This is a genomic window from Bacillus sp. sid0103, assembly GCF_019219025.1.
Genome location: NZ_JAHUWN010000036.1, coordinates 1 through 25,732, shown reverse-complemented (window position 1 = coordinate 25,732; position 25,732 = coordinate 1). Strand labels below are relative to the sequence as shown.

22 protein-coding genes and 1 pseudogene are annotated in these 25,732 nt (G+C 38.9%); 2 read left to right on the top strand and 21 right to left on the bottom strand.

Annotation, left to right across the window (positions count from 1 at the left end):
• Positions 1–10: 10 nt before the first annotated feature.
• The 14 genes from trxB to KW850_RS27985 form a co-directional block, all read right to left on the bottom strand.
• Complete coding sequence (gene trxB, locus KW850_RS28050) at positions 11–940, bottom strand: thioredoxin-disulfide reductase (protein ID WP_218351012.1); 930 nt, start codon at positions 938–940, stop codon at positions 11–13.
• A 483-nt stretch (positions 941–1,423) separates the two neighbouring features.
• Entirely contained in the window at positions 1,424–2,167 is a 744-nt protein-coding gene (locus tag KW850_RS28045; protein WP_218351011.1) for an amino acid ABC transporter ATP-binding protein, read from the bottom strand.
• A gap of 20 nt (positions 2,168–2,187) precedes the next feature.
• Entirely contained in the window at positions 2,188–2,871 is a 684-nt protein-coding gene (locus tag KW850_RS28040; RefSeq protein ID WP_218351010.1) for an amino acid ABC transporter permease, read from the bottom strand.
• Between the two features lie 11 nt (positions 2,872–2,882).
• On the bottom strand, positions 2,883–3,704 hold the full coding sequence (locus KW850_RS28035; protein WP_218351009.1) for an amino acid ABC transporter substrate-binding protein: 822 nt from the start codon (positions 3,702–3,704) through the stop codon (positions 2,883–2,885).
• Between the two features lie 352 nt (positions 3,705–4,056).
• On the bottom strand, positions 4,057–5,214 hold the full coding sequence (locus KW850_RS28030; protein WP_218351008.1) for a trans-sulfuration enzyme family protein: 1,158 nt from the start codon (positions 5,212–5,214) through the stop codon (positions 4,057–4,059).
• A gap of 303 nt (positions 5,215–5,517) precedes the next feature.
• A complete protein-coding gene (gene cuyA, locus KW850_RS28025; RefSeq protein ID WP_218351007.1) occupies positions 5,518–6,513 on the bottom strand; it encodes a D-cysteate sulfo-lyase in 996 nt (331 codons plus the stop codon).
• A gap of 91 nt (positions 6,514–6,604) precedes the next feature.
• Positions 6,605–6,982 (bottom strand): RidA family protein, encoded by a 378-nt coding sequence (locus KW850_RS28020; protein ID WP_256358503.1) that lies wholly within the window; start codon positions 6,980–6,982, stop codon positions 6,605–6,607.
• Between the two features lie 98 nt (positions 6,983–7,080).
• Positions 7,081–8,559 carry an amino acid permease gene (locus KW850_RS28015; RefSeq protein WP_218351006.1) on the bottom strand — a complete coding sequence of 493 codons (1,479 nt, stop codon included), beginning with the start codon at positions 8,557–8,559 and terminating at the stop codon, positions 7,081–7,083.
• Positions 8,560–8,790: 231 nt separating this feature from the next.
• Entirely contained in the window at positions 8,791–10,230 is a 1,440-nt protein-coding gene (locus KW850_RS28010) for a sigma-54 interaction domain-containing protein (RefSeq protein ID WP_218351005.1), read from the bottom strand.
• 63 nt (positions 10,231–10,293) lie between these two features.
• Entirely contained in the window at positions 10,294–11,478 is a 1,185-nt protein-coding gene (locus tag KW850_RS28005; protein WP_218351004.1) for a MalY/PatB family protein, read from the bottom strand.
• A 231-nt stretch (positions 11,479–11,709) separates the two neighbouring features.
• Entirely contained in the window at positions 11,710–13,140 is a 1,431-nt protein-coding gene (locus KW850_RS28000) for an MBL fold metallo-hydrolase (RefSeq protein WP_218351003.1), read from the bottom strand.
• A gap of 57 nt (positions 13,141–13,197) precedes the next feature.
• Positions 13,198–14,406: an FAD/NAD(P)-binding oxidoreductase gene (locus tag KW850_RS27995; RefSeq protein ID WP_218351002.1), complete on the bottom strand. Its 1,209-nt coding sequence runs from the start codon at positions 14,404–14,406 to the stop codon at positions 13,198–13,200.
• A gap of 34 nt (positions 14,407–14,440) precedes the next feature.
• Positions 14,441–15,226, bottom strand: coding sequence for a sulfite exporter TauE/SafE family protein (locus KW850_RS27990; RefSeq protein WP_218351001.1), 786 nt, complete (start codon positions 15,224–15,226; stop codon positions 14,441–14,443).
• A gap of 660 nt (positions 15,227–15,886) precedes the next feature.
• Positions 15,887–16,933: a YeiH family protein gene (locus KW850_RS27985; RefSeq protein WP_218351000.1), complete on the bottom strand. Its 1,047-nt coding sequence runs from the start codon at positions 16,931–16,933 to the stop codon at positions 15,887–15,889.
• A 131-nt stretch (positions 16,934–17,064) separates the two neighbouring features.
• On the opposite strand from KW850_RS27985, the gene KW850_RS27980 reads away from it, so the two are divergent.
• Positions 17,065–17,961 carry a LysR family transcriptional regulator gene (locus KW850_RS27980; protein ID WP_218350999.1) on the top strand — a complete coding sequence of 299 codons (897 nt, stop codon included), beginning with the start codon at positions 17,065–17,067 and terminating at the stop codon, positions 17,959–17,961.
• A 124-nt stretch (positions 17,962–18,085) separates the two neighbouring features.
• On the opposite strand, the gene pdxA is transcribed toward KW850_RS27980, so the two are convergent.
• From pdxA to KW850_RS27950, 6 genes are all read right to left on the bottom strand, one after another.
• Positions 18,086–19,093 (bottom strand): 4-hydroxythreonine-4-phosphate dehydrogenase PdxA, encoded by a 1,008-nt coding sequence (gene pdxA, locus KW850_RS27975; RefSeq protein WP_218350998.1) that lies wholly within the window; start codon positions 19,091–19,093, stop codon positions 18,086–18,088.
• 1 nt (position 19,094) lies between these two features.
• The gene (locus KW850_RS27970; protein ID WP_218350997.1) at positions 19,095–20,390 is read right to left on the bottom strand and encodes a four-carbon acid sugar kinase family protein; all 1,296 of its coding nucleotides are present in this window, start codon (positions 20,388–20,390) and stop codon (positions 19,095–19,097) included.
• A gap of 40 nt (positions 20,391–20,430) precedes the next feature.
• Entirely contained in the window at positions 20,431–21,393 is a 963-nt protein-coding gene (locus KW850_RS27965; RefSeq protein WP_218350996.1) for a 2-keto-3-deoxygluconate permease, read from the bottom strand.
• A 157-nt stretch (positions 21,394–21,550) separates the two neighbouring features.
• Positions 21,551–23,233: a sigma-54-dependent transcriptional regulator gene (locus tag KW850_RS27960; protein WP_218350995.1), complete on the bottom strand. Its 1,683-nt coding sequence runs from the start codon at positions 23,231–23,233 to the stop codon at positions 21,551–21,553.
• Between the two features lie 82 nt (positions 23,234–23,315).
• Positions 23,316–23,519: a transposase gene (locus KW850_RS27955; RefSeq protein WP_218350994.1), complete on the bottom strand. Its 204-nt coding sequence runs from the start codon at positions 23,517–23,519 to the stop codon at positions 23,316–23,318.
• Positions 23,520–23,660: 141 nt separating this feature from the next.
• Positions 23,661–24,008, bottom strand: a complete 348-nt coding sequence (locus KW850_RS27950) for a VOC family protein (protein ID WP_218350993.1) — start codon at positions 24,006–24,008, stop codon at positions 23,661–23,663.
• Positions 24,009–24,194: 186 nt separating this feature from the next.
• Between KW850_RS27950 and KW850_RS27945 the strand changes: the two are divergent.
• Positions 24,195–24,724: pseudogene (locus KW850_RS27945) on the top strand (IS110 family transposase); the annotation flags it as partial.
• A 219-nt stretch (positions 24,725–24,943) separates the two neighbouring features.
• Here KW850_RS27945 and KW850_RS27940 read toward each other — a convergent pair.
• Positions 24,944–25,537: a dienelactone hydrolase family protein gene (locus KW850_RS27940; protein ID WP_218350992.1), complete on the bottom strand. Its 594-nt coding sequence runs from the start codon at positions 25,535–25,537 to the stop codon at positions 24,944–24,946.
• Positions 25,538–25,732 lie beyond the last annotated feature (195 nt).

The window sequence follows — 25,732 nt, the reverse complement described above, 5'->3', positions numbered from 1 at the left end:
ATTGTTTCCACTACTTAAACGCAATTGCATCAAAGTATCTTTCGCAATCCAGAGCAGCCATACAACCACTTCCTGCAGCAGTAATTGCTTGGCGGTATTTATGATCTTGAACATCCCCGCAGGCAAATACACCAGGAATATTTGTTTCTGTTGTACCAGGATTCACAATGATATATCCCATATCGTCCGTTTTGATTTGATTGTCTAAAAAAGATGTGTTCGGTTTATGCCCGATTGCAATGAAAACACCATCAGATTCCAGAATTTCGTTTTTTCCAGTTACACTGTTTTTTACTTTCAAGCCAGTAACGTGTCGTTCTCCTGCAATCACTTCTTCAGGAATGTAATTTAAACTCCAAGTAATTTTTGGATTATTTTTGGCACGGTCTTGCATAATTTGGGAAGCGCGAAGCTCCTTTCTACGGTGCACAACACGAACCTCCGAAGCAAACTTCGTTAAAAAATTTGCTTCTTCCAAAGCTGAATCTCCGCCACCGACAACGATAATTTTCTTTCCTCTAAAGAAAAATCCATCACACGTTGCACAGGTACTTACCCCACGGCCAATATTTTCCCTTTCCCCTGGAATATCCAAAAGTTTCGCAGAAGCCCCCGTTGAAATGATTAATGATTGCGTTTTGAGCTCCCCTATTCCTTCCACCGTTAAGGTAAAAGGGTTATTTGAAAAGTCGACTTTTTTAACCCACCCCCTTTTAAAATTTGCTCCAAAATACTCAGCTTGCCTTCGCATGTTCTGCATCAACTCTCGTCCCATAATCCCTTCAGGAAAACCAGGGAAATTCTCAACATCTGTTGTCAATGTCAATTGCCCCCCTGGTTCAGGCCCTTCGATGACTAAAGGACTTAGGTTAGCACGTGCTAGATAGATTGCTGCGGTCAGCCCAGCAGGGCCAGTTCCTAAAATAACGGTTTTATACATCACTTACCTCCTCGTTGTGCTAATCTCTTAGTCATGAATATTTATTTGCAATTTTCATGCCAATTTTTAATTTTCTGGAATATCGCTATTTTTACAACCGTTCTATAGGTTAATCAGTCCTTTTTCCTTCACGATTGAGAAAAATATTTTCAAGATTAAGAAAAACATCTTAAGACAATTTTCTCGAAATTTGAATTTAATGCCTCAAGAACTGAGTTAAAAAAAAGCAAACAGAGCTACTTCTGTTTGCTTTTTTTCATTATTTAAATAGATGAAAGTAAATCAAAGATTTCTGTCCCTACTAATCAATATACTTTTAGAGCCTTGTTGTTAAAATAAGGGGAAAGTTAATGGGATTAACCATCCTCTAAATATAGTTAAATAATACGTAATAATACTGTACTATGTTTAATAAGCCGTATGTCTAAGTTTGGGAGATTACTTGCATTGCTGCTTTGCCAGATTATGCATAGTTAAATCGTTTTACGAACAAAGTTTATTTAAAAATTGTAATGTACGTTCATGCTCTGTATTTTCAAAAATTTGTTGTGGTGTTCCTTCTTCGACAATCACACCCTTATCAATGAATACTACCTTATCCGCTGCCTCACGAGCAAAGTTCATTTCATGAGTTACAACAACCATAGTCATTCCTTCTTTAGCCAGTTCTTTCATAACTTTCAGAACTTCTCCTACTAACTCTGGATCTAACGCGGAAGTAGGTTCGTCAAAAAGTAGGACTTCAGGTTCCATTGCCATCGCTCGGGCGATTCCTACGCGTTGTTGTTGTCCCCCGGATAGCTGAGATGGGTAGTGGTTTGCACGTTCCTTTAATCCTACCTTTTCTAGCAAGTGAAGAGCTTTAGTACGTGAAAGTTCCTTGTCTTGCTTACGAACGATGAACAGACCTTCCATAACATTTTCAAGTGCAGTCATATGAGGGAACAAATTATAACTCTGGAAAACCATACCTGTTTGTTGACGGAACTTAATAACCCTATCTTTTGGAACTTGCTTTTTATCCCGAAAATCCAAAGAAAATTTTCCAAGCGTGATAGATCCTTTTGTAGGTATTTCCAGTAAATTCAAACAACGTAACAAAGTTGTTTTACCTGATCCCGAAGGCCCAATAATACAAACCGTATTGCCTTCCTCTATTTTCAAATCGATTCCCTTTAAAACTTCTGTTTGCCCAAACTGCTTATGCAGGTTCTTTATCTCAATCACTTGAATATCCTCCTATCAAATCAGCTCGCCACATATCGATCAAGTCGTTTTTCCATACGTCCTTGAGCGTTAGAAAGAACTGTACTGAAAATCAAATAAATAAATCCTGCTAGACAATATAGTACCAATGGTTCATAGGTTGTTGCTGTAATTTGCTGAGCGATTCTAAACATTTCGGTCACGGTTATTGTAGCAGCCAATGATGTATCCTTTACCAAGCTAATAAAACTGTTTGACATGGGTGGGACAGACACCCTTGTTGCTTGTGGAAGAATAATCCTTTTTAATGCTTGACGATAACTCATCCCGATTGAATAAGCGGCCTCCCATTGACCCTTGGGAATTGAAAGTATAGCTGCGCGAATAATCTCTGAGTTATAGGCGCCAACACTAATAGTAAAACCGATAATAGCCGATGGCAGCGGACCAATTGTAATCCCAACACTTGGAAGACCATAGAAAATAATAAACAACTGAACAAGCAGCGGTGTTCCCCTAATTACCCATACATAAAATCTTGCAACAGCGTCGAGAGGTTTAATTCCCGAGATTCGAGCCAGTGCTGTAAGCAAAGCAAGAATGAGTCCCAGAAAAAAAGATATAAGTGTCAACGGTACGGTAAAAGCGATCCCTGCTTTTAACATCGGTAAAAATGAGTTTACAATGATGTCAATAATTCGATGCATTCTTTCATCAGCAAACATTGGAACACTCCTTATTTTGAAACATCGGTTTCAAAGTATTTTTGTGAGATGCTTAAATACGTACCATCTTTCTTCATGTCGGAGAGTGCTTTATTTACGGCCTCTACCAATTCTTTATTCCCTTTCCTAAACATAATTCCCATTTGTGCCGGTTCATCAAGCTCTGCTACAGCTTTAATAGGTGCATCAGGCTTTTGCTTTTTGAAATCGAGATAGGACAATCCATCATTTACAGTCGCATCTGCGCGTTTTGAAAGTATTAAATCAACGGATTGATTAAACCCTTCGACTCCCACGATCTCAGCACCATTGGATATTGCTATATCCTTAAAATTACTAGTTAGTGTCTGAGCTGCTTTTTTTCCTTTCAAATCTGCAAATGATTTAATAGTGTCATTGTCATTGTGAACAATCAAGAAAGGTTTTGACACAATATACGACTCAGAAAAATCGTATTTTTCCTGACGGTCCGGACGTATTCCTACTTGATTAACAATGATATCGAATCGCTTCGAATCAAGTCCTGCAAATATACCGTCCCATGGGGTTTCAATAAATTCTGGTTTCACACCAAGTCTGTTCGCTACTTCCTCAGCGATTTCGATATCAAAACCAGTTAATTTTCCTGAAGCATCATGGTAGCTAAACGGTGCATAGGTTCCTTCTGTTCCAATTTTAATTTTTCTATCTGCTTTAATTTGCTCTAGCAGATTCTTACTCCCAGATGCCTGATTATCCGATTGAGTGGTTGCTTGATTTTGCGTTTTTCCACATGCAGTTAACATAAGTGAAACGAGTAACGAAAAAGCGACTATTTTTAAACTCTTTTTCATAAAAATATCCCCCTTTGTGCGTATATTCAAATTTTCCAATATTCCCTTCACGTCTTGATCCTGTGAAATCACCTCCCTCATAACCAGGTAATCTAGCAATAACAGCTTATTTTCTAGACAACCGATGGAAATTATACTATTAAAATTTTTCTAATTATTTATATTTTTATATTATTCTGATAATTTTCTTTATTTATACTCTACAAAAAATTTATGAGTGGGTTGTTTACAACTTCTCGCCCTAGTGCCTTGGTGTGTAAATGAATGGATAAACTAGGATAATGCCGGGAGGATACCCGGAGTTTAGAGCTTCCTCCGAATAGAGGTGGACAAAAGTTCCTGATACCATCCGTTATTCTAATGCCATTTCGAGATCCTTCCATATATCTTCCACATCTTCAATTCCAACCGAAAAACGAACGAGTCCATCATTGAGACCTGCTTTTTCTCTTTCTTCTTTAGGGATAATCGCATGTGTCATCGAAGCTGGATGTTGAATTAGTGTACCTATGTCCCCTAGGGAAACTGCTAAAGTACACAATTTTACTGAATTCATAAGTTTAACACCTGTTTCGTATCCCCCCTTCAAGACAAAAGAAATCATTGCTCCAGGACCTTTCATTTGTTTCTCCATGATATTTTTATCTTCGAAACTTGCTAGTCCTGGAAAATAAACCTTCTCTATAGCCTTATGTTTTTCCAAGCGGTCAGCCAAAATTTGTGCATTTTCTTGTGAGCGATCCATGCGAATGTGTAATGTACGTATCCCTTGACAGAGAAGCCAGGCATCCATAGGGGACAAATTTGCTCCCATAGTCTTCTGCACTTCTTTTCTCATCGGATCAATAATTTCCTTGCTGGAAATCACTAGTCCACCAATAAGATATCCATGACCGGACAAATATTTTGTTGCACTGTGGACGACAATATCAATTCCGCATAGAATAGGATTTTGCAAATATGGGGACAAAAACGTATTATCAACTACGGTCAAGATACCCTTTTGCTTGGCGATCGCTGCTACACTTTTCATATCCACTAAGGAAAGCGTAGGATTGGAAGGTGTTTCAAAGTAGACCACTTTCGTTTTATCAGTAATGTGTTGTTCAAGCTCTTCCCCATTTTTAAATGGTACAAATGTTACATCAATTCCAAACTTCTTTACTGTTTTGGTTAGAAATGCGTGCGTCGCCCCATACAACGCTGTGTGTGCAACAACGTGATCTCCTGCCTGCAAAATACCCAAGAGGCAACCAGTTATAGCAGCCATCCCAGATGAGAACGCCAAACAACCTTCACCAAATTCCAATTCCGCTACCTTCTCTTCTAGCTCTCGTACATTTGGATTTCCCAGGCGTGAATACATAAATCCTGGATCTTCTCCCGCGAAGCGTTTTGCTCCAATTTCTGCATTATCAAAAACAAACGTTGAAGTCATATAAACAGGGGAGATGTGTGAGCCATGCCCTGGATCTTTATTTACTTTTACTAGTTTTGATGAATAGTTCATTATTATAACGCCTCCTAATTTTAGTATTCTGTTTACACTCTCTCTTTCATTGTCATTTGGCACAATAACCTTTATTTCATTGGACTCTAAGCATGATTTGTCATTTTTCAAGATATTTTTGTATGCGATTACATTTTTTCGTAAACTAAATTCACTCATACAACTCTTTTTTTAAATCTGATGGACACATCTGAAGATATGTCCATCAACAGACACTTTTTAAATCGATCGATATAACATATTAATTTTCTCATCCCTCCAAAAATACCACCCGTATGAATAGGAGCAATTCCCTCTTAAACTTCAATAAAAGAGCGAAGTATTGGCGTATAACGCTGAGGCTCCGCCTGAATGAACAAATAGGATGTTATCGTCCGGCTTAAAGGTGCCTTTTTGTATTAAATCAATGAGTCCCGCTGCTGCTTTACCTGTATATACCGGATCCAGCAAAATCCCTTCTGTTCTTGCCATGAGCTTGACAGCTTCCACCATTTCAGGCGTAGGTAAAGCATAGCTTGGTCCGACATATTCATCAAAACACGTAATAGCCTCACCAGGGATTGAATTTGGAATGCCAATATGTGCTGAAGTTTCTTTAACAAGCTGAAAAACTTTCTCTTCTTGTTCCACTTTTCCTCTGCTTACGTTTATTCCGATTACCGGTATTTTACTTTGATTTCCATAAAAGCCAGTCACCAAACCTGCATGCATTCCCCCGCTACCGCTTACACAAACAACAGCATTCATATTGACTCCTTGATCAAAGGACTGTGCCAAAATCTCCTGAGCGCAAGCAACATATCCCGTTGCACCAATGCCATTCGATCCCCCAACAGGAATGATATAAGGTTTATATCCCTCATTCGTTACCTCTTTAGCTACTTTCATCATTTCTTTCATCAAGTCTGTCCCATTAGGTACAACCTTGACTTTTTCAGCGCCCAGTAAATGATACAGAAAATAGTTACCATTAAAATCTGGCTCAGAATTTGTTAAAAGCCCCTCTTCCAATACAAGAATGCACTTCATTTTCTCTTTAACGGCAGCGGCCAACGTTAAACGGCAATGATTTGATTGAATGCCTCCACATGTAATTAACGTATCCGCGCCTTTTTCCAATGCATCGGCAACAAGGAACTCTAGTTTTCTTGTTTTATTTCCACCGGCCGTCAGCCCAAGTAAATCATCTCGTTTAATATAAATCGAAGGGCCACCAAGAACTTCAGAAAAATGATGTAATTTCTCAATGGGTGTATATGTTGGTGTATATCGTTGTCTAGGAAACTGTGCTAAATTCATATGTTATCTCCTCCTGTATCCTCTGTTTAAAGCCATATGTAAATTAAGAAAAGAGAATATTAATCTGACGTTCTCTTTTCAATGATTATGATTAAACCATAGCAACCGCTTCGATTTCAATCAAAGCATCTTTTGGTAAACGAGCAACTTCAATCGCGCTTCTAGCCGGATAATTCACGGAAAAAAATTCTCCATATACTTGATTCATCGCGGCAAAATGATTCATATCTCTTAAAAAAACCGTTGTTTTTATTACCTGCTGTAAGCTTGCTCCTGCCGCTTCTATAACCTGCTTGAGATTCTCCAGAGACATCCTTGTTTGCTCCTCAATATTATCAGGCATTTCTCCGGTTTCAGGATGAATCGGGAGCTGCCCTGAAGTATACACTACATTTCCTGCTTTAATACCTTGTGAATAAGGACCGATAGCCTTGGGAGCTTCTTTGGTTATGATTGTTTCTTTTATCATAAAAACCACCTCTTTTTTTAATGTAAACCTATTTAAACGGAATTGTGTTTAATGTTCCTCTGAAAATAAGCGCCGTACATTACACACAGCTTTCCCTACTATTCTTTGCGTTCAAAATCACACTCCATAAGAGGAACAACCTTTGTTTTCTTAATGAATTTATAACCAAGCCAGAGAAGCAAGAAAATAGGAAGACCAATATATGTCGCGAGTATTTCTGCCCAGCTAACTTGATGTCCGGAAAAAAGATTCTGTCCAAGAATGAAAACTACAAAAAATAACAGCGTGATAACCGGACCCAGCGGGTACCATTTGGCTTTAAACGGCAATTCATTTAAATCTCTTCCTTGTGCCACATATGCCTTACGAAAACGATAATGACTGACGGCAATACCTAACCACTTGATAAATCCGGTAAGAGCTGAAGCATTTACCAGCCAAATAAAAACCGAACCATTTCCAAAAAGGGAAGCCAAAAAGGAGACAAGTCCTAAAATCGCCGTCGTACACAGAGCCAACATGGGAATTCCCTTCCGGTTAAGCCGTCCAAAGATGCGTGGTGCCTTTCCTTCTTTCGCCAATGCCCATAGCATACGTGAAGACGCATACATTGCTGAATTAGCTGCCGATAAAACAGACGTAAGGAGCACGGCATTCATAACTGAAGCCGCAAATGCCAAACCGGCTCTTTGAAGAACGAGCGTGAAGGGACTGATAGAAACATTTTTAACGCCGGATTTAAGTAGGTTCGGATCTGTATAAGGAATAATCAAGCCGATAACAAAAATCGTTAATACGTAGAAGATGAGGATTCGCCAAAAGATTGAACGAATCGCTTTTGGTACGTTCTTCGAAGGATTATCGGTTTCACCTGCAGCCGTCGCAATAACTTCAGTTCCCTGAAATGCAAAACCAGCGACGAGCATTACACTAAAGATAGATATAAGTCCTCCATGAAATGGTGCATCTCCTTGGGTAAAGTTACTGAACCCGACCGCATGTCCTCCCATAATTCCAAAAATCATGGCAACGCCAATAACGAGAAACACGATGATCGAGATGACCTTAATACCGGCAAACCAGTATTCAGTTTCTCCAAATGCCTTGACTGATAAAATATTTAAGAGTAGCAGCAACCCCAGAAATAGTGCGCTCCACCAGAGAGAAGGTACGTTTGGGAACCAATACTTCATTATAAGGGTAGAGGCCACCAAATCAGCAGGAACCGTAATCGCGGTTGTATACCAATAGTTCCAACCTAAGGCAAAGCCAAACGCAGGATCAACATACTTTGAGGCATAAATGTCAAAGGCCCCTGGAACCGGTAAAAAGGCCGATAGCTCTCCCAAACTATTCATGACAAAATAGACCATAATGCCGACCAGAATGTATGCAGCAAGCGCTCCTCCCGGCCCTGCAGTGCTAATCGTTGATCCGCTGGATACAAATAATCCCGTTCCAATAGCGCCCCCAATAGCCATCATCGTTAAATGTCTAGATTTCAGCTTCCGTTGTAATGATCCTTTTGAATTTCGCCCTTCTAACACGTTACTTAACTCTGCTTCTAATCTCCCCATAGCATGTCCCCCTATTTACTCATAGTTCAAATGCAATTTGTATTGTCTCTTCTGACTGTTAATCTCTCTTGTGTCTTTTTAGAAATTTCAGTTATTTTAAAACGTAGCACTACCTGCTTCTTTTGTCCTCACCCCTCCCTAAAAATCCAGGCGAGAAAATGATAGAAGCACTCTCCCGCTTTCATTTCAATTAACTTCCAATCAAGAAAAATAGTTATCTTTTTAATAAAGTTAACATAATTTATATTTTTCTAACTTACGATAAAGAGTAGACAGGCTAATCTGTAGTTCCCGGGCGATTTGTTCTTTATCATATTTTTCAGCTAAGAAGTAGCTCTGGATTACATCTCTTTCATAATCTGAAATCATTTGTTCTAAACTCATTCCTCTACTCTCGACTGAGAGACGATCCTGTTGAAGTAAATAATCAGGTACATCATGGAAGCAGATAATATCTAATTCAGCCATATTGACCATATATTCTACGGCGTTTTCCAACTGCCGTATATTCCCCGGCCAATCATAACGTATAAGCCATCGCTCTAGCATAGGGTCAAGTCTCAGTGGAGACCTTTGCATGATCCTGCAATGTTTATGAATGAAATGATCGAGATACAAGACGATATCATCACGCCGCTCTTGCAAGGATTTAGTATGGAGGGGGATGACATTGAGACGATAGTACAAATCCTCGCGAAAAGTGCCCTTCTGCACCATTTCTTCCAGGTTTCGGTGAGTGGCCGCAATCACACGTACATTAATCCCGATTGCTTTTTTTCCACCGATTCTTTCAATCTCTCTTTCTTGTAAAACCCGTAATAATTTGGGTTGCAAGAATAGAGGCATATCCCCAATTTCATCAAGAAAAATGGTTCCATTATCCGCTAATTCGAATTTTCCTATTTTCCCATTCCGGTTTGAACCGGTAAATGATCCCCCCTCATAACCAAACAACTCACTTTCCAACAAGCTTTCAGGTATGGCGGCGCAATTGACTGCTACAAATGGATACGTTCGGCGCTTGCTTTCAAAATGAATCGCTTTGGCTAATAATTCCTTCCCCGTACCGCTATCTCCCCTTATCAGGACAGTGGATGGGCTGTTCATAATCCTTCTTGCTTTTTTAATCACATCTTGAAGCCCAGAATCTTTACCAAGAATGTTTTCAAAAGAAATGGTATTTGGGGGGACCGGGATATCCTCTTGAATTTTACAACCCTTTTCTTTACCAAGGTCTAGCATCGCTAATTTATTGCCTAACAATGTACTACCATTGCTTAAAAAACGTATCAGCTTCTCTGATTCTATAATCATTTTTTCCTTTTGTTTATGAGAAAAACCAATCATACCAATGACGCCAACTAGTTTATCTTGCTTTACAATAGGAAACCCAATGGTGGCGAGTTCTTTGCATTGATTAACGAATTGACACTTCATACATTGCGACTCATCTTTTTTTACATCGTAGATTACTCCAGGCTCTCCAGTTTCCAATATCATTTTGAAAAAGGAGCCTTCCGGAGCCGCTTTGCCAATGAGCTCTTTATAATAGCCGGTCCCGCTAATGCGAACGCCCTTTTCATCAAGTACAGTTATATCCAAACCAAGTATTTCTGCCGTGTTCTCCGTGTAGTCTTGAATAAACTGCTGTATGCCAATAAAGCCTGCCATATGATCCTCCTCTACTATATCGTTCGTTATATGGAATAATAAAAAAAATTATCACAAAATAACTTAATGAACTTTACATAGAGAAGCGACAGCGTTTTCTATTCCACCCAGCGCATTTTTTAACATTGAACGCGGGCAAGCAATATTTAGCCTCATAAATCCTTCACCTTCCCTACCGAAAATGTGTCCTTCATTCATTGCAACTCTTGCTCTCTGTAACATAAATTCATCCAGTTCCTTAACTGAAAAACACAATTCCCGGCAATCCAGCCATACAAGGTATGTGCCTTCTGGCCTGATGACGTTGATTTGCGGAATGTTGTTGCGGAAGTAACTCAGAGTGTACTCCAAATTCCCCTGCAAATATTCAAGGAGCTGATCCAGCCATTCTTCTCCATAGCGGTAAGCAGCCTCTAATGCAACAGCGCCAAATATGTTTGGCGAGCCAATGGATAATGTATGAAGTTCCTGATTATACCTATCGCGCAGCTGCTGATTTGGAATAATAATACTCGACGTCTGCACACCCATCAGGTTAAAAGTTTTGCTTGGCGCAATGCAGGAAAGGGAGTGATTCGCAAACTCTTCTGAAATAGAAGCAAAAGGAATGTGAGTATGTGTCTTATAAACAAAATCAAAATGAATTTCATCCGCTACAATGAGAATGTTGTGCTTTATACAAAGCTGTCCCAACCTCGTCAATTCTTCTTTGCTCCATACCCTTCCGATCGGGTTATGAGGACTACACAGAATTAACATTTTTACCTTTGCATCTAACTTTGCCTCCAAGTCTTCGAAATCCATGGAATAGCGCCCATTTTCAAGCATAAGCGGATTGCTTACAATTTCACGGCCGGCCGCTTGGATCACACGGGCAAAATGATGGTATACAGGCGGTTGGATAATAATTTTATCTCCTGGCTTCGTAAAGGACTGAATCGAAAGCGATAAGGCCGGAATTACGCCTGGGCTGTGGGTAATCCATTCTTTCTTAACGGACCATCGATGTCTTCTTTTTATCCAGTCAACAATGGATTCCATATACGAGTCTGATCTAAGCCCGTAGCCATAAACACCGTGCTCCGCCCGCTGTTTTAACGCTTCGATGACAGGTTGCGGAGACTGGAAATCCATATCGGCCACCCACATCGGAATAACATCCTTTACGCCAAATTGATTTTTAAGATTATCCCATTTTTCACAGTCAGTGCCTAGGCGACAGATCTCTTGGTCAAAATTATATTTCATGAAGTATCTCTCCTTTTCATGTTTGCATATGCATAAACCTCTTTACGTAATTTATATAAGCAATTTTCATGCCAACTTATTTCCCTTATAAAATCGCCTTGTTTTTATAGAATTCTTGATTGAATTCCGAATACCGCGAATGTCCATTTTATAAACGCTTTCATTATAAGCATTGGCAAGTTTGCAAACATGGTAAATATTCGCATAGATGATAAAATTCAAAGATTTCATTTAAAAATCTCTAGTGGTTCGCAACTTTTCCTGTTTTCTCCATTCCTCATAACCGCCCACAAGACTTTGTACGTCTTTAAAACCATGAACTTGCAGAAGGCTTGCAGCGATAGCAGATCTTCCGCCAGTTTTGCAATAAACTAAAATAGGTTTATCATGCGGAATGGTGTGTGCCTGTTCCTGCAGATGACCGAGCATCACGTGCTTCGCCTGCGGAATATGGCCTTCTTCCCACTCGCCCTTACTTCGGACATCAAGTACATATATGCCTTCTGTTTGAATTGCGCCCTCTACCTGATCCAATGTCACTTCTTCATATTTCATTCCACGCGAATCAGATTCACCTAGCAGCTCCATCACACATGGATCCATTGTGGCAACGATGCGATCCAATCCAATGGACTGGAGATCCTTCACGATATCTGCCACATCCGTATTGGTTGCTAGAAGATAGATTGGCTGGTCATAATTCAACAGCCATCCCGCCCAAGTTACAAATGATTTATTATAAGGGATATTCATCACGCCTCGTATATGCTTTGCGGCAAAATCACTAGCTGGACGCGTATCAATGACCATTTCCTGTTTCACCCATTCCTGCACAATGCCGATTGAAACATCCATACGAAGCGGTACTGCCATCCTTTGGATTTGCTGTGCCCCCTCTTTATTCAACCGCTTCATCTTTGAAAAATAAGGGGGTGCCTCCGGCTGTCCAGCCAACAGCGCTTCTATAAAACGATCCTCGTTATCATATTGCAATGCCCAATTTGTCCGTTTTTCATAGCCGATGGTTGAAGAAGGTACTGCTCCTAACGCTTTACCACAGGCACTGCCCGCTCCATGTCCTGGCCATACTTGCAGATAGTCAGGAAGCTTTTTAAACTGCTTTAATGACCGATACATCATGCGTGCCATTTTTTCTGAGGAACCTCGTACCCCCACGGCTTTTTCTAATAAATCGGGACGCCCCACGTCACCGACAAACACAAAATCTCCGGTAAATATGCCGATCGGGCCCTTGATAGATGCACCGCCATCTATTACAAGCAGCGATATATGTTCAGGTGTGTGTCCTGGTGTATGCATCACCTCAAATTGGATATTTCCAATGGCAAAAACATCTCCATTTCTAAGATAAAAGTGTTCATACCCAGTTGCGTACTCATATTTCCAGTCCGGTCCTCCTTCATCAGAAAAATACAATGTGGCTCCCAGCCTGGAAGCTAGCTCCTGCGAACCAGACAAAAAGTCTGCGTGGATGTGTGTTTCCGTTGCACCCACAATCCGAACACCATGTGCTCTTGCTGTTTCTATGTAAGGTTCTATATTGCGTGACGGATCAACAATGATTGCTTCGCCCATATCCTGACATCCCACAAGGTATGAAGCTTGAGCCAGTTTCTCATCATAAAAGTATTTGAGTAACATCAGTCATCCTCCTTTTAAGCGCTTGCTTTTGTTTTGTTATGACCATCTGAAACATGATTACATCCTACCTTTGAGCATTCCCTTCCAATACATAACGGGAAGGAAGTTTTTCTTCAATACATACATGCTGTACCTCTCGCGTGCCTGATTGATTGGGAAGGTTTCCTGCGGCTGTAAATCATAATTGAATTCGGCCAGTATAAGCCGTCCATATCCGGTAACAAGCGGGCATGATGTATAACCGTCATATTGATGAACCAATGGTTTGGCTCGCATCCGATGAAGTAAATTTTTTACAAGTACGGGTGCTTGTTTACGAATCGCAGCCCCCGTTTTCGATGTAGGCAGGTTGGTGCAGTCCCCAATGCCAAAAACATTGTCAAAGCATGGATGCTGCAGCGTATATTTGTCTACATTCAGCCAACCATTACTTGCCGCAAGCGGGCTATTCTTAATAAAGTCAGGGGCGCTCATTGGTGGTACCACATGAATCATGTCATATTGGATTTTTACACGCTCTTGTGTGTTCAGATTTTCGAATGTCGCTTGCTTTTTTTCACCATCGATTTCAATGAGATGGTGCATAAACCATGTCTCGATTTCTTTTCGTTCTATTATTTTGTTAAGTGCCTGTTCATATTTTTTCACATTGAATATGCTTGGGCTGCCTGAAGCAAAAATAACTGAAGAGTGTGGGCGCACTCCTGATTTTCTGAAATAATCATCCGCCAAATACATGATTTTTTGAGGGGCTCCACCACACTTCACCGGAGTATTCGGATTCGTAAAGATGGAAGTACCTCCCTTGAAGTTGCGAATCGTTTCCCATGTGCTATCAACATAGTCATAAGAGTAATTACTACATACCCCATTCTTTCCAATACTTTCTTTTAACCCTTTGATTTTATGCCAATCAATTTGAATCCCTGCAGCAATTACTAGATACTCATAGTGCAGTTTCTTTCCAGATGCTGTTATAACCGCATTTTCATCTGGTTGAAATGCGGTAACCGCATCCTGCACCCACACGGCTCCACTCGGAATAACGAATGATTCTTCCCTTTGTGTCACCGTTTTATCCGCTTCGCCAGCTCCGACAAGCGTCCATAATGGCTGATAATAATGTTTTGTTGCGGGTTCAACGATGGCAATATTTCCGCTTAGGCTGTGTGATTCACGCAGGAGACGGGCTGCAACCGTAATTCCAGCACTCCCACCGCCTATAATCAAAATTTTGTAATGTGTCTCATTCTTCACCTTTGGCATTCTTATCTCCTCATCTCCATTTTAGTAAAGCAGCTCACAAATCTAAGGCTTCAGCATTAATAATCAGCATGTAAATGGCGACGAACATAACGACACCGGAAAATATATAATGGAGTGTGCGCCGCCGCTTACTTAAGCGTGCCGCAAGCCTTGCTCCCACCATTCCACCGCCAACTCCTCCTCCAACAAACGCCAACATAACCCACCAGTTTATGAGGCCGGATAAACTGTAACTTACTGCGGTTGTAAGTCCAAATGTACCGACTGATACCAAAGAAGATCCAATTGCCGTAATCATTGGCATTCTTGCCGCAAAAATCAAGCCAGGAACAATCAAAAATCCGCCGCCAATCCCGAAAAATCCGGATAACAATCCCACCAGGATCGCCATGATGATCAACTGTGGCATTTTGATTTGATTTTTAAGATTGTCTGCTTGACTACTCTCCTCTTTTTTTGGCGTAACCATTTTTACAGCCATAACAATCATCAGAATGGCAAAAAGAAATAACAACTGTTTTCCAGGTACCAACTTTCCAATCATTGATCCTGTATAAGCACTCAGGGCACCAGGGATGGCGAAAACAATTGCTGCCTTCCACTGCACATTACCGGCACGCGAGTGTGGAATAAGGTTTACGTAGGCATTTATAGCTACGGCTGACGCTGTCGTGCCAATGACCACATGAGGATCTTTCATACCGACAACGTAAAGCAAAAGAGGAACCGCAAGAATAGATCCACCTCCACCGAGCAAACCAAGTACGAATCCAACAATCGTTCCAGAAAAAATGGAAAGGAATACTTGAATTGTTGTCATCCTTTTCTGAGACTCTCACAGAGTAGTTGTGGATTCATCTCCTCCCTCCTTTCTCTATTTACTTATCATTTATATTGCAAGAACCATGCCAACTGATTTCTTCTGTAAAACTGCTTGATTTGCGCACCCCACTCTTTGGAATTTCTCAATTTTGCTATCATTCATAGTAAAAAATCCTTTATCATCAAGCTTAGACTCTTCCTAAGACTAGGAACTAGTTTTGCATCTGTGATAAACTCTTCAAGGTATTTCTATAAAGTGATTCAACTAACCTATCAGTTAACAAAATTTTTTTAGATTTCGTATAACTGAAATAGCGTACAAGAACATGTTAATGTGTTAACTCTGATAGGGATAGCATTTACCCATCAAGCTAATATTTTGAAGTACCTTCAAAACAAAGATTTTATCTCTCTACAGTCATTTATAGGGGTCCATTTTTTTGTTTGCGAATCAATCAATTTAACTTGATGGCGATGTAGAAGTACTCCCGGATGATTTAGATACAGTATCCCGTTAAAACCGAAAAAGAAATAACAAGCTAAATTAAAATAAAAAACTCCATTCCATACTAATTCGAAATAAAAAAAGCTTGAGGAAATTTTTTTGTCCTCATGCTTTTTTAATTAACTTTCAGTTTAATATAATAAACTATCATTTTTATACAATAAAGTAAGCTAAAATTGAAAGACAGATAGATGTAATCCCCATCGCGATTAACGGTTTTAATGCCTTCGTACGGAGATCCCGAAGACATACATTTAATCCGAGTCCGACCATTGCTGCTGTTAAATACCATGTAGTAAGCTTGGAAATACCATTCATAAATTCACTTGATACTGGAATAGTTGTACCAATGACATAACTTCCAATAATGCTCATGATAATGAACCCTATTAAAAACCATGGAAATTCAACCTTCGTTTCAGAACATTCGTCCCTAGATCTTTTCCTTTTCATGATGTACATCAAAAGGAAGCACAATGGAACAAGTAAAAACACTCGACCTAATTTTGCAAGTAAACCAAAAGCTAGTGCATCTTGTCCCCCTGGTGCTGCAGCTAAGGCTACGTGAGCAATTTCATGTAAGCTAATTCCTGACCAAATGCCATAATCTATGTCTGATAACGCTAAGAAGGGCCGTAATATCGTATAAGAAATCGCAAAAATCGTTCCAACAAAAGCAATAATACCAACACCAATGGCGGTATCTTCATCTTTTGATTTAATAATTGGTGCTATCGCAGCTATGGCTGCCGCACCACACACCCCTGTACCTACTCCAAGAAGAAGTGATATATTTTTATCTGCTTTCAACATTCTAGCTAGCCATACTGTTACCAAGATAGCAAAGATAATAACCCCAGTATCTCGAACAAGTAATCCTAAACCATCCTGTAAAACCGTACCTATATTGAGCTTAAGTCCATACAAAATAATCGCAAACCGTAATAATCTTTTCGAAGAAAATCCTATACCTGAACGGAGGAGTTCAGGGTAACCAAAAAATTGCCGATACATGACTGCGATCACAATGGCGGACGCTAATTGACCAACATGATCAAATCCAGGCGTTTTTGCCAATAAGTAGCCCAGTAAGGCAATCATAAAGGTAAAGCCAATTCCACCGATCCATCGGCCAAAAGATGAGGTTTTTTTTAGGGGTTGGATAGGTTCTTTATTTACTCTAGTGTATGGCACTTCCATCTCATCACCACCTTTATTTATTAACAATCTCAGACTAAACCTTTTCTATCCATAAGAAAAATAATTATTTATGATACTTATCATAAGTAAAACTATATAATAAAAAATAAACTGTAAAAGGGTTGATAAAAATGGATCAACAGTTACAAGTCTTTGTAACGGTAGCAGAGATGGAAAACTTTTCACGTGCAGCAGAAGAATTACATATGACTCAACCTGCAGTAAGCCAATATATTCAATCTTTTGAGCGTACCATGGGGACAAAATTGTTGGAGCGCAGTAATAAATTTGTACGCTTAAATAAAGCTGGGGAAATTGTCTATCATCACGCAAAAGAGATATTAGGTCTCTATACAAAAATGCATTACTTGATAGATGATCTAACCAACAAGACGAGTGGACCTCTTTCAATTGGTGCCAGTTATACATATGGGGAATACGTTTTACCGCATGTTATTGCAAAAATGTATATGAAATATCCATTAATCACTCCAACCATTACGATCGGGAACACAAAAGAGGTAGCAAAATTAGTTTTGGGGCACCAATTAGATGTGGGAATTGTGGAAGGGGAATTCAAAGATAAAAATTTAGTAATCGAACCTTTTGCAGAAGATTCCATGTATCTGGTAGCATCACCAAAACATAGCTTGGCACAAAAAAATGGTGAAATTAACATATCAGAATTAGAGGAAGAAACGTGGATTGTCAGGGAAAATGGTTCTGGAACTAGAGAAATAACTGAGAAAATGTTCAGATTATGTGAAATCATTCCGAAAAAAACATTGGAGTTTGGAAGTACACAACTAATTAAGGAATCTGTAGAAGCAGGTCTTGGAGTTAGTCTACTTTCTTACTGGGCGATTCGTAAGGAATGTTCAATGGGCTCTTTAAATGTCATAAACGTAAAACAACTTCCAATTATACGGAAATTTTCAGTTGTCTTACGATCCCCATTCCAGACTAAAGCGTTAAGCGTATTTTTAGAACTATTAAGAGAAAGTAATAAGGCCATACCTGATTTATGAAGTGGTTGCAGTTTTGTTGCATTATACAATAGGGCGCCATTCTTTAACAAGATTGGCCAGATAAAAAAAGGATGCTGATTCAATAAGCAACCACGCTTATTAAATCAGCATCCCTTCAAGTATTTTATTTTCTTTTTGGAGCAAGTTCGACACCTTGACGGATTGCTTCCATTAAGCTTTTTTCTTCAACAATACCCTTACCTGCAATGTCAAATGCAGTTCCGTGGTCTACACTTGTTCGAATAATTGGTAAGCCAACGGTAATGTTTACGCCAGCATCTAGGCCTAATACTTTGACTGGACCGTGTCCTTGGTCATGGTACATAGCTACAACGATGTCAAAATCACCGCGAACGGTGCGGAAAAATAATGTATCCGCTGGTAATGGACCAACAACGTTGATTCCCTCTTCCTTCGCCTTATTCACGCCAGGAATGACCTTCTCTTCTTCCTCACCGTAACCAAATAAGCCATTTTCACCTGCATGCGGGTTGATTCCACAAACAGCGATTCTTGGGTTTTCAGTTCCGGACTTCGTTAGTGTTTCATGAGCTAACTTGATTACACGGTAGACGCGTTCTGGATTAATCATTTTCACTGCATCAATAATACCAACATGTGTTGTCACATGAATAACCTTTAAGTTTGGTGCAGAAAGCATCATCGAGAATTCACTTGTATTCGTTAAATCAGCTAATATTTCTGTGTGCCCAGGATATCGATGTCCCCCTTTGTGTAAAGCTTCTTTGTTTAAAGGAGCTGTACAAATGGCATCAATCTTCTGTTTGTTAGCTAAATCGATTGCTTTTGATAAGTATTCAAATGCGGCATGGCCTGCCTCTGCAGACACTTGACCGACAGGCAGGTCTTCGTTAAGTAAATTAAGGTCCAAACAATAGACGATTCCACGTTCAAACGTAAGATTATCAAGTTGATCTTCTGTAATCGTTTCAACTGTTAAATCACTATTAACAAATCCTTTGGCGCGATTCAGGATTTTGGTATCACCAATGACAATGGGATTACATATATCATAGATTCCCTGATTTTTAAGGCTTTTTAAAATGATTTCCGGGCCTACACCTGCTCCATCTCCCATTGTAATTCCGATAATTGGTTTGGTTTCAACCATGTCAAACATCCTCTCTTATCATATATTTCAAAGTATTTTGTAATGAATGTTTATTTCCAAAACCGCCGGCCTTTGTAACAGTCCAATACCTTCGAGCGTTTATTGCGTTACCCAATTTCCCTAAAGGTAATCCAACTTCTATTTCTGTATGCAATTGCATTTGATTCATATTTAGTTGATTACAGACAGCTTTTGCCGTGTCCCCTCCAGTTAGAATTAATCCATTAATATCATGAATTGCTTCTACAATTGCTTTAGCAATCACGCCAAGCTCCATGGAAATAGCTTCACTAATTTGTTTATTATCTAGAGAAAGCTCAGTTTCAAGATGTTTGGTAGCTTCTCTATTTTTAATCGTTGAATCCACAAATAATACATAATGCTTCTTGCTAGATTGGCCCGTAAACTGATCGACAATGTCCTGTACACGATAGGTTTTTTTAATTAAATCCACTGGATCCATTTCGACAAAGTAAGTATCCGATAAAGCCTTAACCATCTCCAGTTGAGTTTTTGTAACCATAGAAAGGCTTGCTGATACCGTTAAGGTCCTTGTGATGGCTAGTTCCTCTTGCTGATTTTTTTCCGCCTTTTTTAGTTGTAAGGCATTCGGCAAATATTCAATCAAGCCAGCTGATCCAGCCCAAACTGTTCTTTTATTAACCTTTGCAAATGTATCTGCAATCATCTTCAAGTCATCATCCGATGATGCGTCACAAATAAACCAAGTAGTGCCCTGCCCTGTATTCTCTTCAATTTTTTTAATTACATCCTCATTTGAAGAGTTTAATAAAGCTTGGTCGATTAGACAAATTCGATCGTCAACATATTTATTAAATAAATTCGGAATAAAGCTATCTTTTACCGGTGTTTTCGGATCCCGGCCAAATTCTGTTTCCGATACACGTTCACCGTTCACATATTGATACCCATTAATCGTTTGGCGATTCATTTTTGGAAAAGCAGGAGCAACAACAATAATTTCAGGTTGATAAACAGAAACAAGAGCCGCCAATTCAGCGGCTACATTTCCTCTTAATGTTGAATCCATTTTTTTATATACTTGTTCATATCCTTGTTTTCGAAAAATAGAACTCGCTTTATAAATCGTTTCATAAGCAGCTTTTTCACTTATCGCACGACTATCGGTATCAATAATGGCAACATCCTCTGTTGATTGTAAAGTTGTGTCTTTATAATCTAGGAACACAGTAGAGGATATCCCAATTTTTGATAACTGCACACCTGCATCATTTGCTCCTGTTAGATCATCTGCAATAATGTAAAAACGTTGCATAAATTACGACTCCTTTACTACTACATTTCTTATGCACAAGTTATACTGTTGCATTTCGTTGCTCTACCCGTTTCGCATACCAAGTTGTAAGGAGTGGTGTGAAAATGGCAGTAACAATAACAGCTGCTGTAACTTGAAGTGTTGCTGTAGCTGCAATCTCACTATATCCAGTATAAACAGCCGCAACAGCCATTGGTACAGCTGCAGCATTTCCAGCAGTTGATGAAGCGGCAATACCTGCTACACCGTTTCCTCCTGTAATACGATCAATGATAAATAAGACTAATCCGGTTACTACGACTACTGCTACACCTAAGATGACACCAGAAAAACCAGCTTTCACGACATTGGTTAAGTTAATTCCAGCTCCGATGGCTAAAGAAAACAATGGAATAATCACATCTTGTCCCTTACTTAAAAATTCCCGCATTTTCTCATCAAGGTTTCCGAGGATCATTCCAAGTAATAATGGAAGGATAGCAAACACAAATGCTAACAGTGGGAAACTTGCTAATCCAGCAACACCAAGAATTAACATCGTAAAGAATGGTCCAGATTCAAGAGACATAATGGAATAGGCAGCAACATCCTCTGCTTTCTTTCCTAACTGACCCATAAGTGCCATATAAAGTCCACCGTTTGTATCAGAAAATGCCGCAATAATTGCTAAAGCAGATAAACCTAAAAATAAGTGGTTCTGATCTGGAAAAATGGCTTTAATCAGTAATGCAATCAGAAATGTTGTTCCAATTTTACCAGCCCATAAGCTTACCCCTTTTTTCAAGATGTAACCGGTTGCTTGGAATCGAATAGTTGAACCTAAACAAATATAAAATGCTGCCAGTAACGCTGAAGTTCCTGTTAATAATCCCCCTGTAAAAGAGCTTTTAAATTCAGGTAATTCAAAAATCCCCGGTAAAAATGTACGAATTAATGCTCCAATAAGTAAAGGTATTAACATCATACCGCCTGGAACTTTATCAATTGCTGCTTTAATTCTCATATCAATTTCATCCCCTATTGTTGTATTTTTAAACAGTTAAAACACTTGAAATCGATTACATTTTTGATTTTAACTCCATTCAACAAAAAATGCAACGATTTTATCGAAATAAAAATTCAATAAATTAAAATCGTTGCATTTTTAAACAATTATTAAGTTAACCTTTTAATTTACGCCAAAGTGTTGAGCGATTAATATTTAAACGTTTGGCAGCTTTCGTTTGATTATATTCCTCATCTTCAAGCACTTTTTCAATGATTTTCTTCTCAATCTCTTCTAATGTCCCACTCAAAAAATCAGAAGAAATATTTACATCTTGGATTCCTTTCTGATTTAACAGACTTTCAACCAATTCTTTTTCAATGATATACCCCTTTTCTATGAGGACGGCATCTTTTAATAACGCTTTTAATTCCTCCACATCACCCGGCCATTCATACTTTGCCAGTACAGTTAAACCATCTTCTTTCATTTTAATCGCAGATGTCCCAATAGTTTGGTTAAAATGAAGAATAAACGACGTGACAAGTTCCCTTAAATCTTCTTTCCGTTCAGACAATGAAGGGATATAAATTCGAAGGATATCATCTCCGTATAATCCCCATGATTGCTGCTGTTCGATCATAGCCATAATAATAGTTACACCCTTACTTTTTAGGGAAACTATTTTTCTCCACAACTCTTCTCTTAATCCATTATCTAACTGATCAACGGAATGAATATAGATGGTTTTAATATCCTTATCTACATTTTCCGGGCTTATATCTAGTAATTCCAATGCTTTAATCTCAGCGTATAAGCCGTTTCCATGTGTTTTATGGTAATGTATATACTGAGCAATCAATTCCTTTTCGGTACCCCTTTTACCATTTAAGATAAAATGAGAATGATTAAGACATCGATGGATCATGTTAAGACATGAATTCATAGCTTCACTTTGATGAATGATTAGAGGGGGAGATAACACATTGACCTTCAAATTTCCCTCTGATGCAGGAGTTATTTTCAAGCGAGAAAATTGACAAAAAAGATAGGTGGATTCAGTTATAGTCATTTTCGTTTTGATTAATTTTAATGCTTCACCATTATTAGCCTTTATATAGGCGGTTTCCTTCCCGTTAGTATGATCCAATATGATTGGAATTTCATTTAAAGGTCTTGAATCGAAAGTAGTCCATTGTTCATAGATAATCTCACCATTATGCGAGAGGAGCATAAAGTCTTTAGCTGTAACATGTAATAAAGCCTTTAATCGTTCGATTTCTAGCTTATTATTCATCATCCATCTGGCTACCATTTTCGCTTCCTTAAAAGAATCAAATATGGCTTCCCTTCCAGATTGAAGCAATATGCCTAGAAGACCTAATCTTGAAGCTGTCTCGTACGTTACGACATCCCCGATTATGAGCTGATACCCTTCTTGTTTTAATCTTAAGAGTAAAGGCTCTGTTTCACTTTCATCATCAATCGTGAAAATATCTATGGGAATATCCAACAGATCTATGATTGCTTTGGCTCCGAGGGTAATGTTAGGGAATCCAACGATCGCCTTTTTCCTCGGAAGATCATTTGCGATCGTGAAGACACGAAGCATATCATAACCGGAAACATGGACATCGATAACCGGAATGCCTACAGCTTCTCCGATTAGCTTCGCGGTTCCACCACGACTAATGATTACGTCAAATCCTTGTGCTTCCGCCCTTTTTGCCGAAACCACACCTTCCTGAAGATTTCCAATCTTAATGTGTAGATCTAACTCGGTTTCTTCCAACCGACACTCTTCTATTAAATTCTCCATTGCGGCATATGGGGCCACAAACAACGCTTTAATTTTCATTAATACCACACCTATATCGTTTAAATTCTAGTCTAGTCATAGCATAAGTCGAAAGGGAATGCAATTGACTAAGGCTAAATACCTACAACAAAAAAAAGAAAGTTGTTTCATTCAATACCTTTTTACCGTTTTTACAAGTTATAAAATCAATATTGACCTTTAAATCAGTCCTTCGAAGGCTCCTTTTATGAACTCCGATCTCTTTTGCAATAGTTGGACAACCCACAATTCCTTCTAAATATCGTTTCACGGCTTCAATTTTTTCTTCATTCATAAATTTAGCCAAAAGAAAAGCACCTCCAAATTTAGATGTGTCTAAAATTTGGGGTGCAGTTCACTAAAATGGCGAGTTTTCTTTATTAGTTGTACCGAAATCTTATTTACCTAAAGCTACCCGTTATCTCAATAGCAAATGAATTACAACCCGCTATTTCTCCCAAAGCTCGACCAGTCGACCTTCAGGATCTTTAATCCAAATAAACTTTCCATATTCACTAATCTCTTTTTTCTTTACAAGAGCTACACCAATATGTTCAAGATGCTTAATAGTCTCGTTTAGATTATGTACCTGGAAATTTAACATCACTTGTTGTTCTGTTGGAAAATAACTGTCATTCTCGGTAAAGAAAGAAAAGATAGTCTCATTTCCTAATTGGGGTTTAATCACAGTCCCATTCCAATTTTCTATATCAATCTTCAACACTTCACTGTACCATTTTTTTACAACTTCAAGATTCTTAGTTCTCCAAAATATTCCTCCGAAACCTTTTATCATCTTATCTAACTCCTGTCTGTCATCAATTTTTAGCTATCTCCTTTTTCAACAATGCTGCCCCGATGGTTTAAGTTATCATGAACGAAACTAGCTCCTTACTCGTAACACCGTAGATTAATTTGGTTACACTGTTTACTGGAAAAAGCAAACCAAATCAGAGCTACATTACGAAAGGAGCTAGCTATTATGAAGGATACCATAAAATATGTAGGTTTAGACGTTTCAAAGAAAAAATTGCCGTTGCCATTGCAGACGAAGGTCGGGACGAGCCAAGGTATTTAGGCATGATTCCTAACACAGTGGAATCTATTCGAAAGTTAGTAAAGAAGCTAGGTGAGAAGGAAAATCTTCGAGTGTGTTATGAAGCCGGACCAACTGGCTATGGTTTATATCGGCTTTTTCTTAGTCTTGGAATTGAGTGTGAAGTGATCGCACCCTCTTTAATCCCAAAGAAACCAGGTGAACGCATTAAAACTGACCGTAGGGATTCGATTAAACTAGCAAAGTTATTTCGTGCCGGCGAATTAACTTCTGTTTATGTTCCAACAGAAGATGACGAAGCCCTTCGGGATCTCGTTCGGGCTCGTGAAGATGCCAAAGAAGATGAATTAAGGGCAAAACATCGATTATTGAAATTCCTTTTAAGAAATGATATACACCCTCCTTTCAAAGGAAAAAAGTGGACTCGTAGATATCGTGAATGGTTAAACACCCTAAAGAAGGCTGCCCTTTTATCGCAGCCAGCTCTGAAAAGGACATCCCCTTTGAATATCTGCTTTATTTTTATACGAATTTTCCCAGAAAAAGGTTTCATTATTATCTGTTCATTCTTCAACTATCCAGCCCCGTTTGTTCAATAACAAAAAGGAGATCGCCACAGCAATCCCCTTTTCAACTCTTGCCCCCGTTACTAAATAACTACCTAATTGTTTTAATTAATGTTTTATAATAAAATCTACCATTTCACTAAATGCTTTTTGGGCTGATATTCCATTATATTTTAGAGAGTAAGGGTCACTGAATCCATGTGTTCCATTAAATTTATGTACTTCGATATTCTTGTTATATAATGTTGAAATTAACTCGTCCACATTAAATGATGGTTCTTCTTGCGGAAAGAATAGCGTTGTAGGACATTTTGGTGTTAATTCCACATAATCCCTAATACGTGACCCATAGTATCCAACTATTCCATCGACACCTTCTTCCTCACTACACAACCAAGCAACAGTTGCACCCACACTAAATCCGATGATAAATATTTTTTGATACTCATCTTTAACATCTGATACTATATCTTTTATTTTGTGTAAAGCGTCAGCGAATCCTACGTTTACCATAAAATTACGATAAGCAACTTCCTCTTCAGAATAATCAAAAGGTGTCACTCGTTCTAATAAATTTGGACAAATTACATCAAAACTCTGTTTTGATAATAATTCACAAAAACTCTGCATATGCTGGTTAATCCCATAAATTTCGTGTATTACAATGATTACAGTATCAGATTTTTGGTGTAATTGAATCATTTTGTCCCCCCTTACCTAGATACTCCCATTATACAAATTAATACCATACAATATCATTTTTTCTTCAGCTAGTTGAGTAGAAGAGAACCTCTCTACCTCGCGGTAGATTGTGTTTCTCCCCCCTCGCAGAACCGTGCTTGCGCTATTCACGCACACGGCTCCTCCTAGTTATCATTCACAAGATGTAGCTAATCT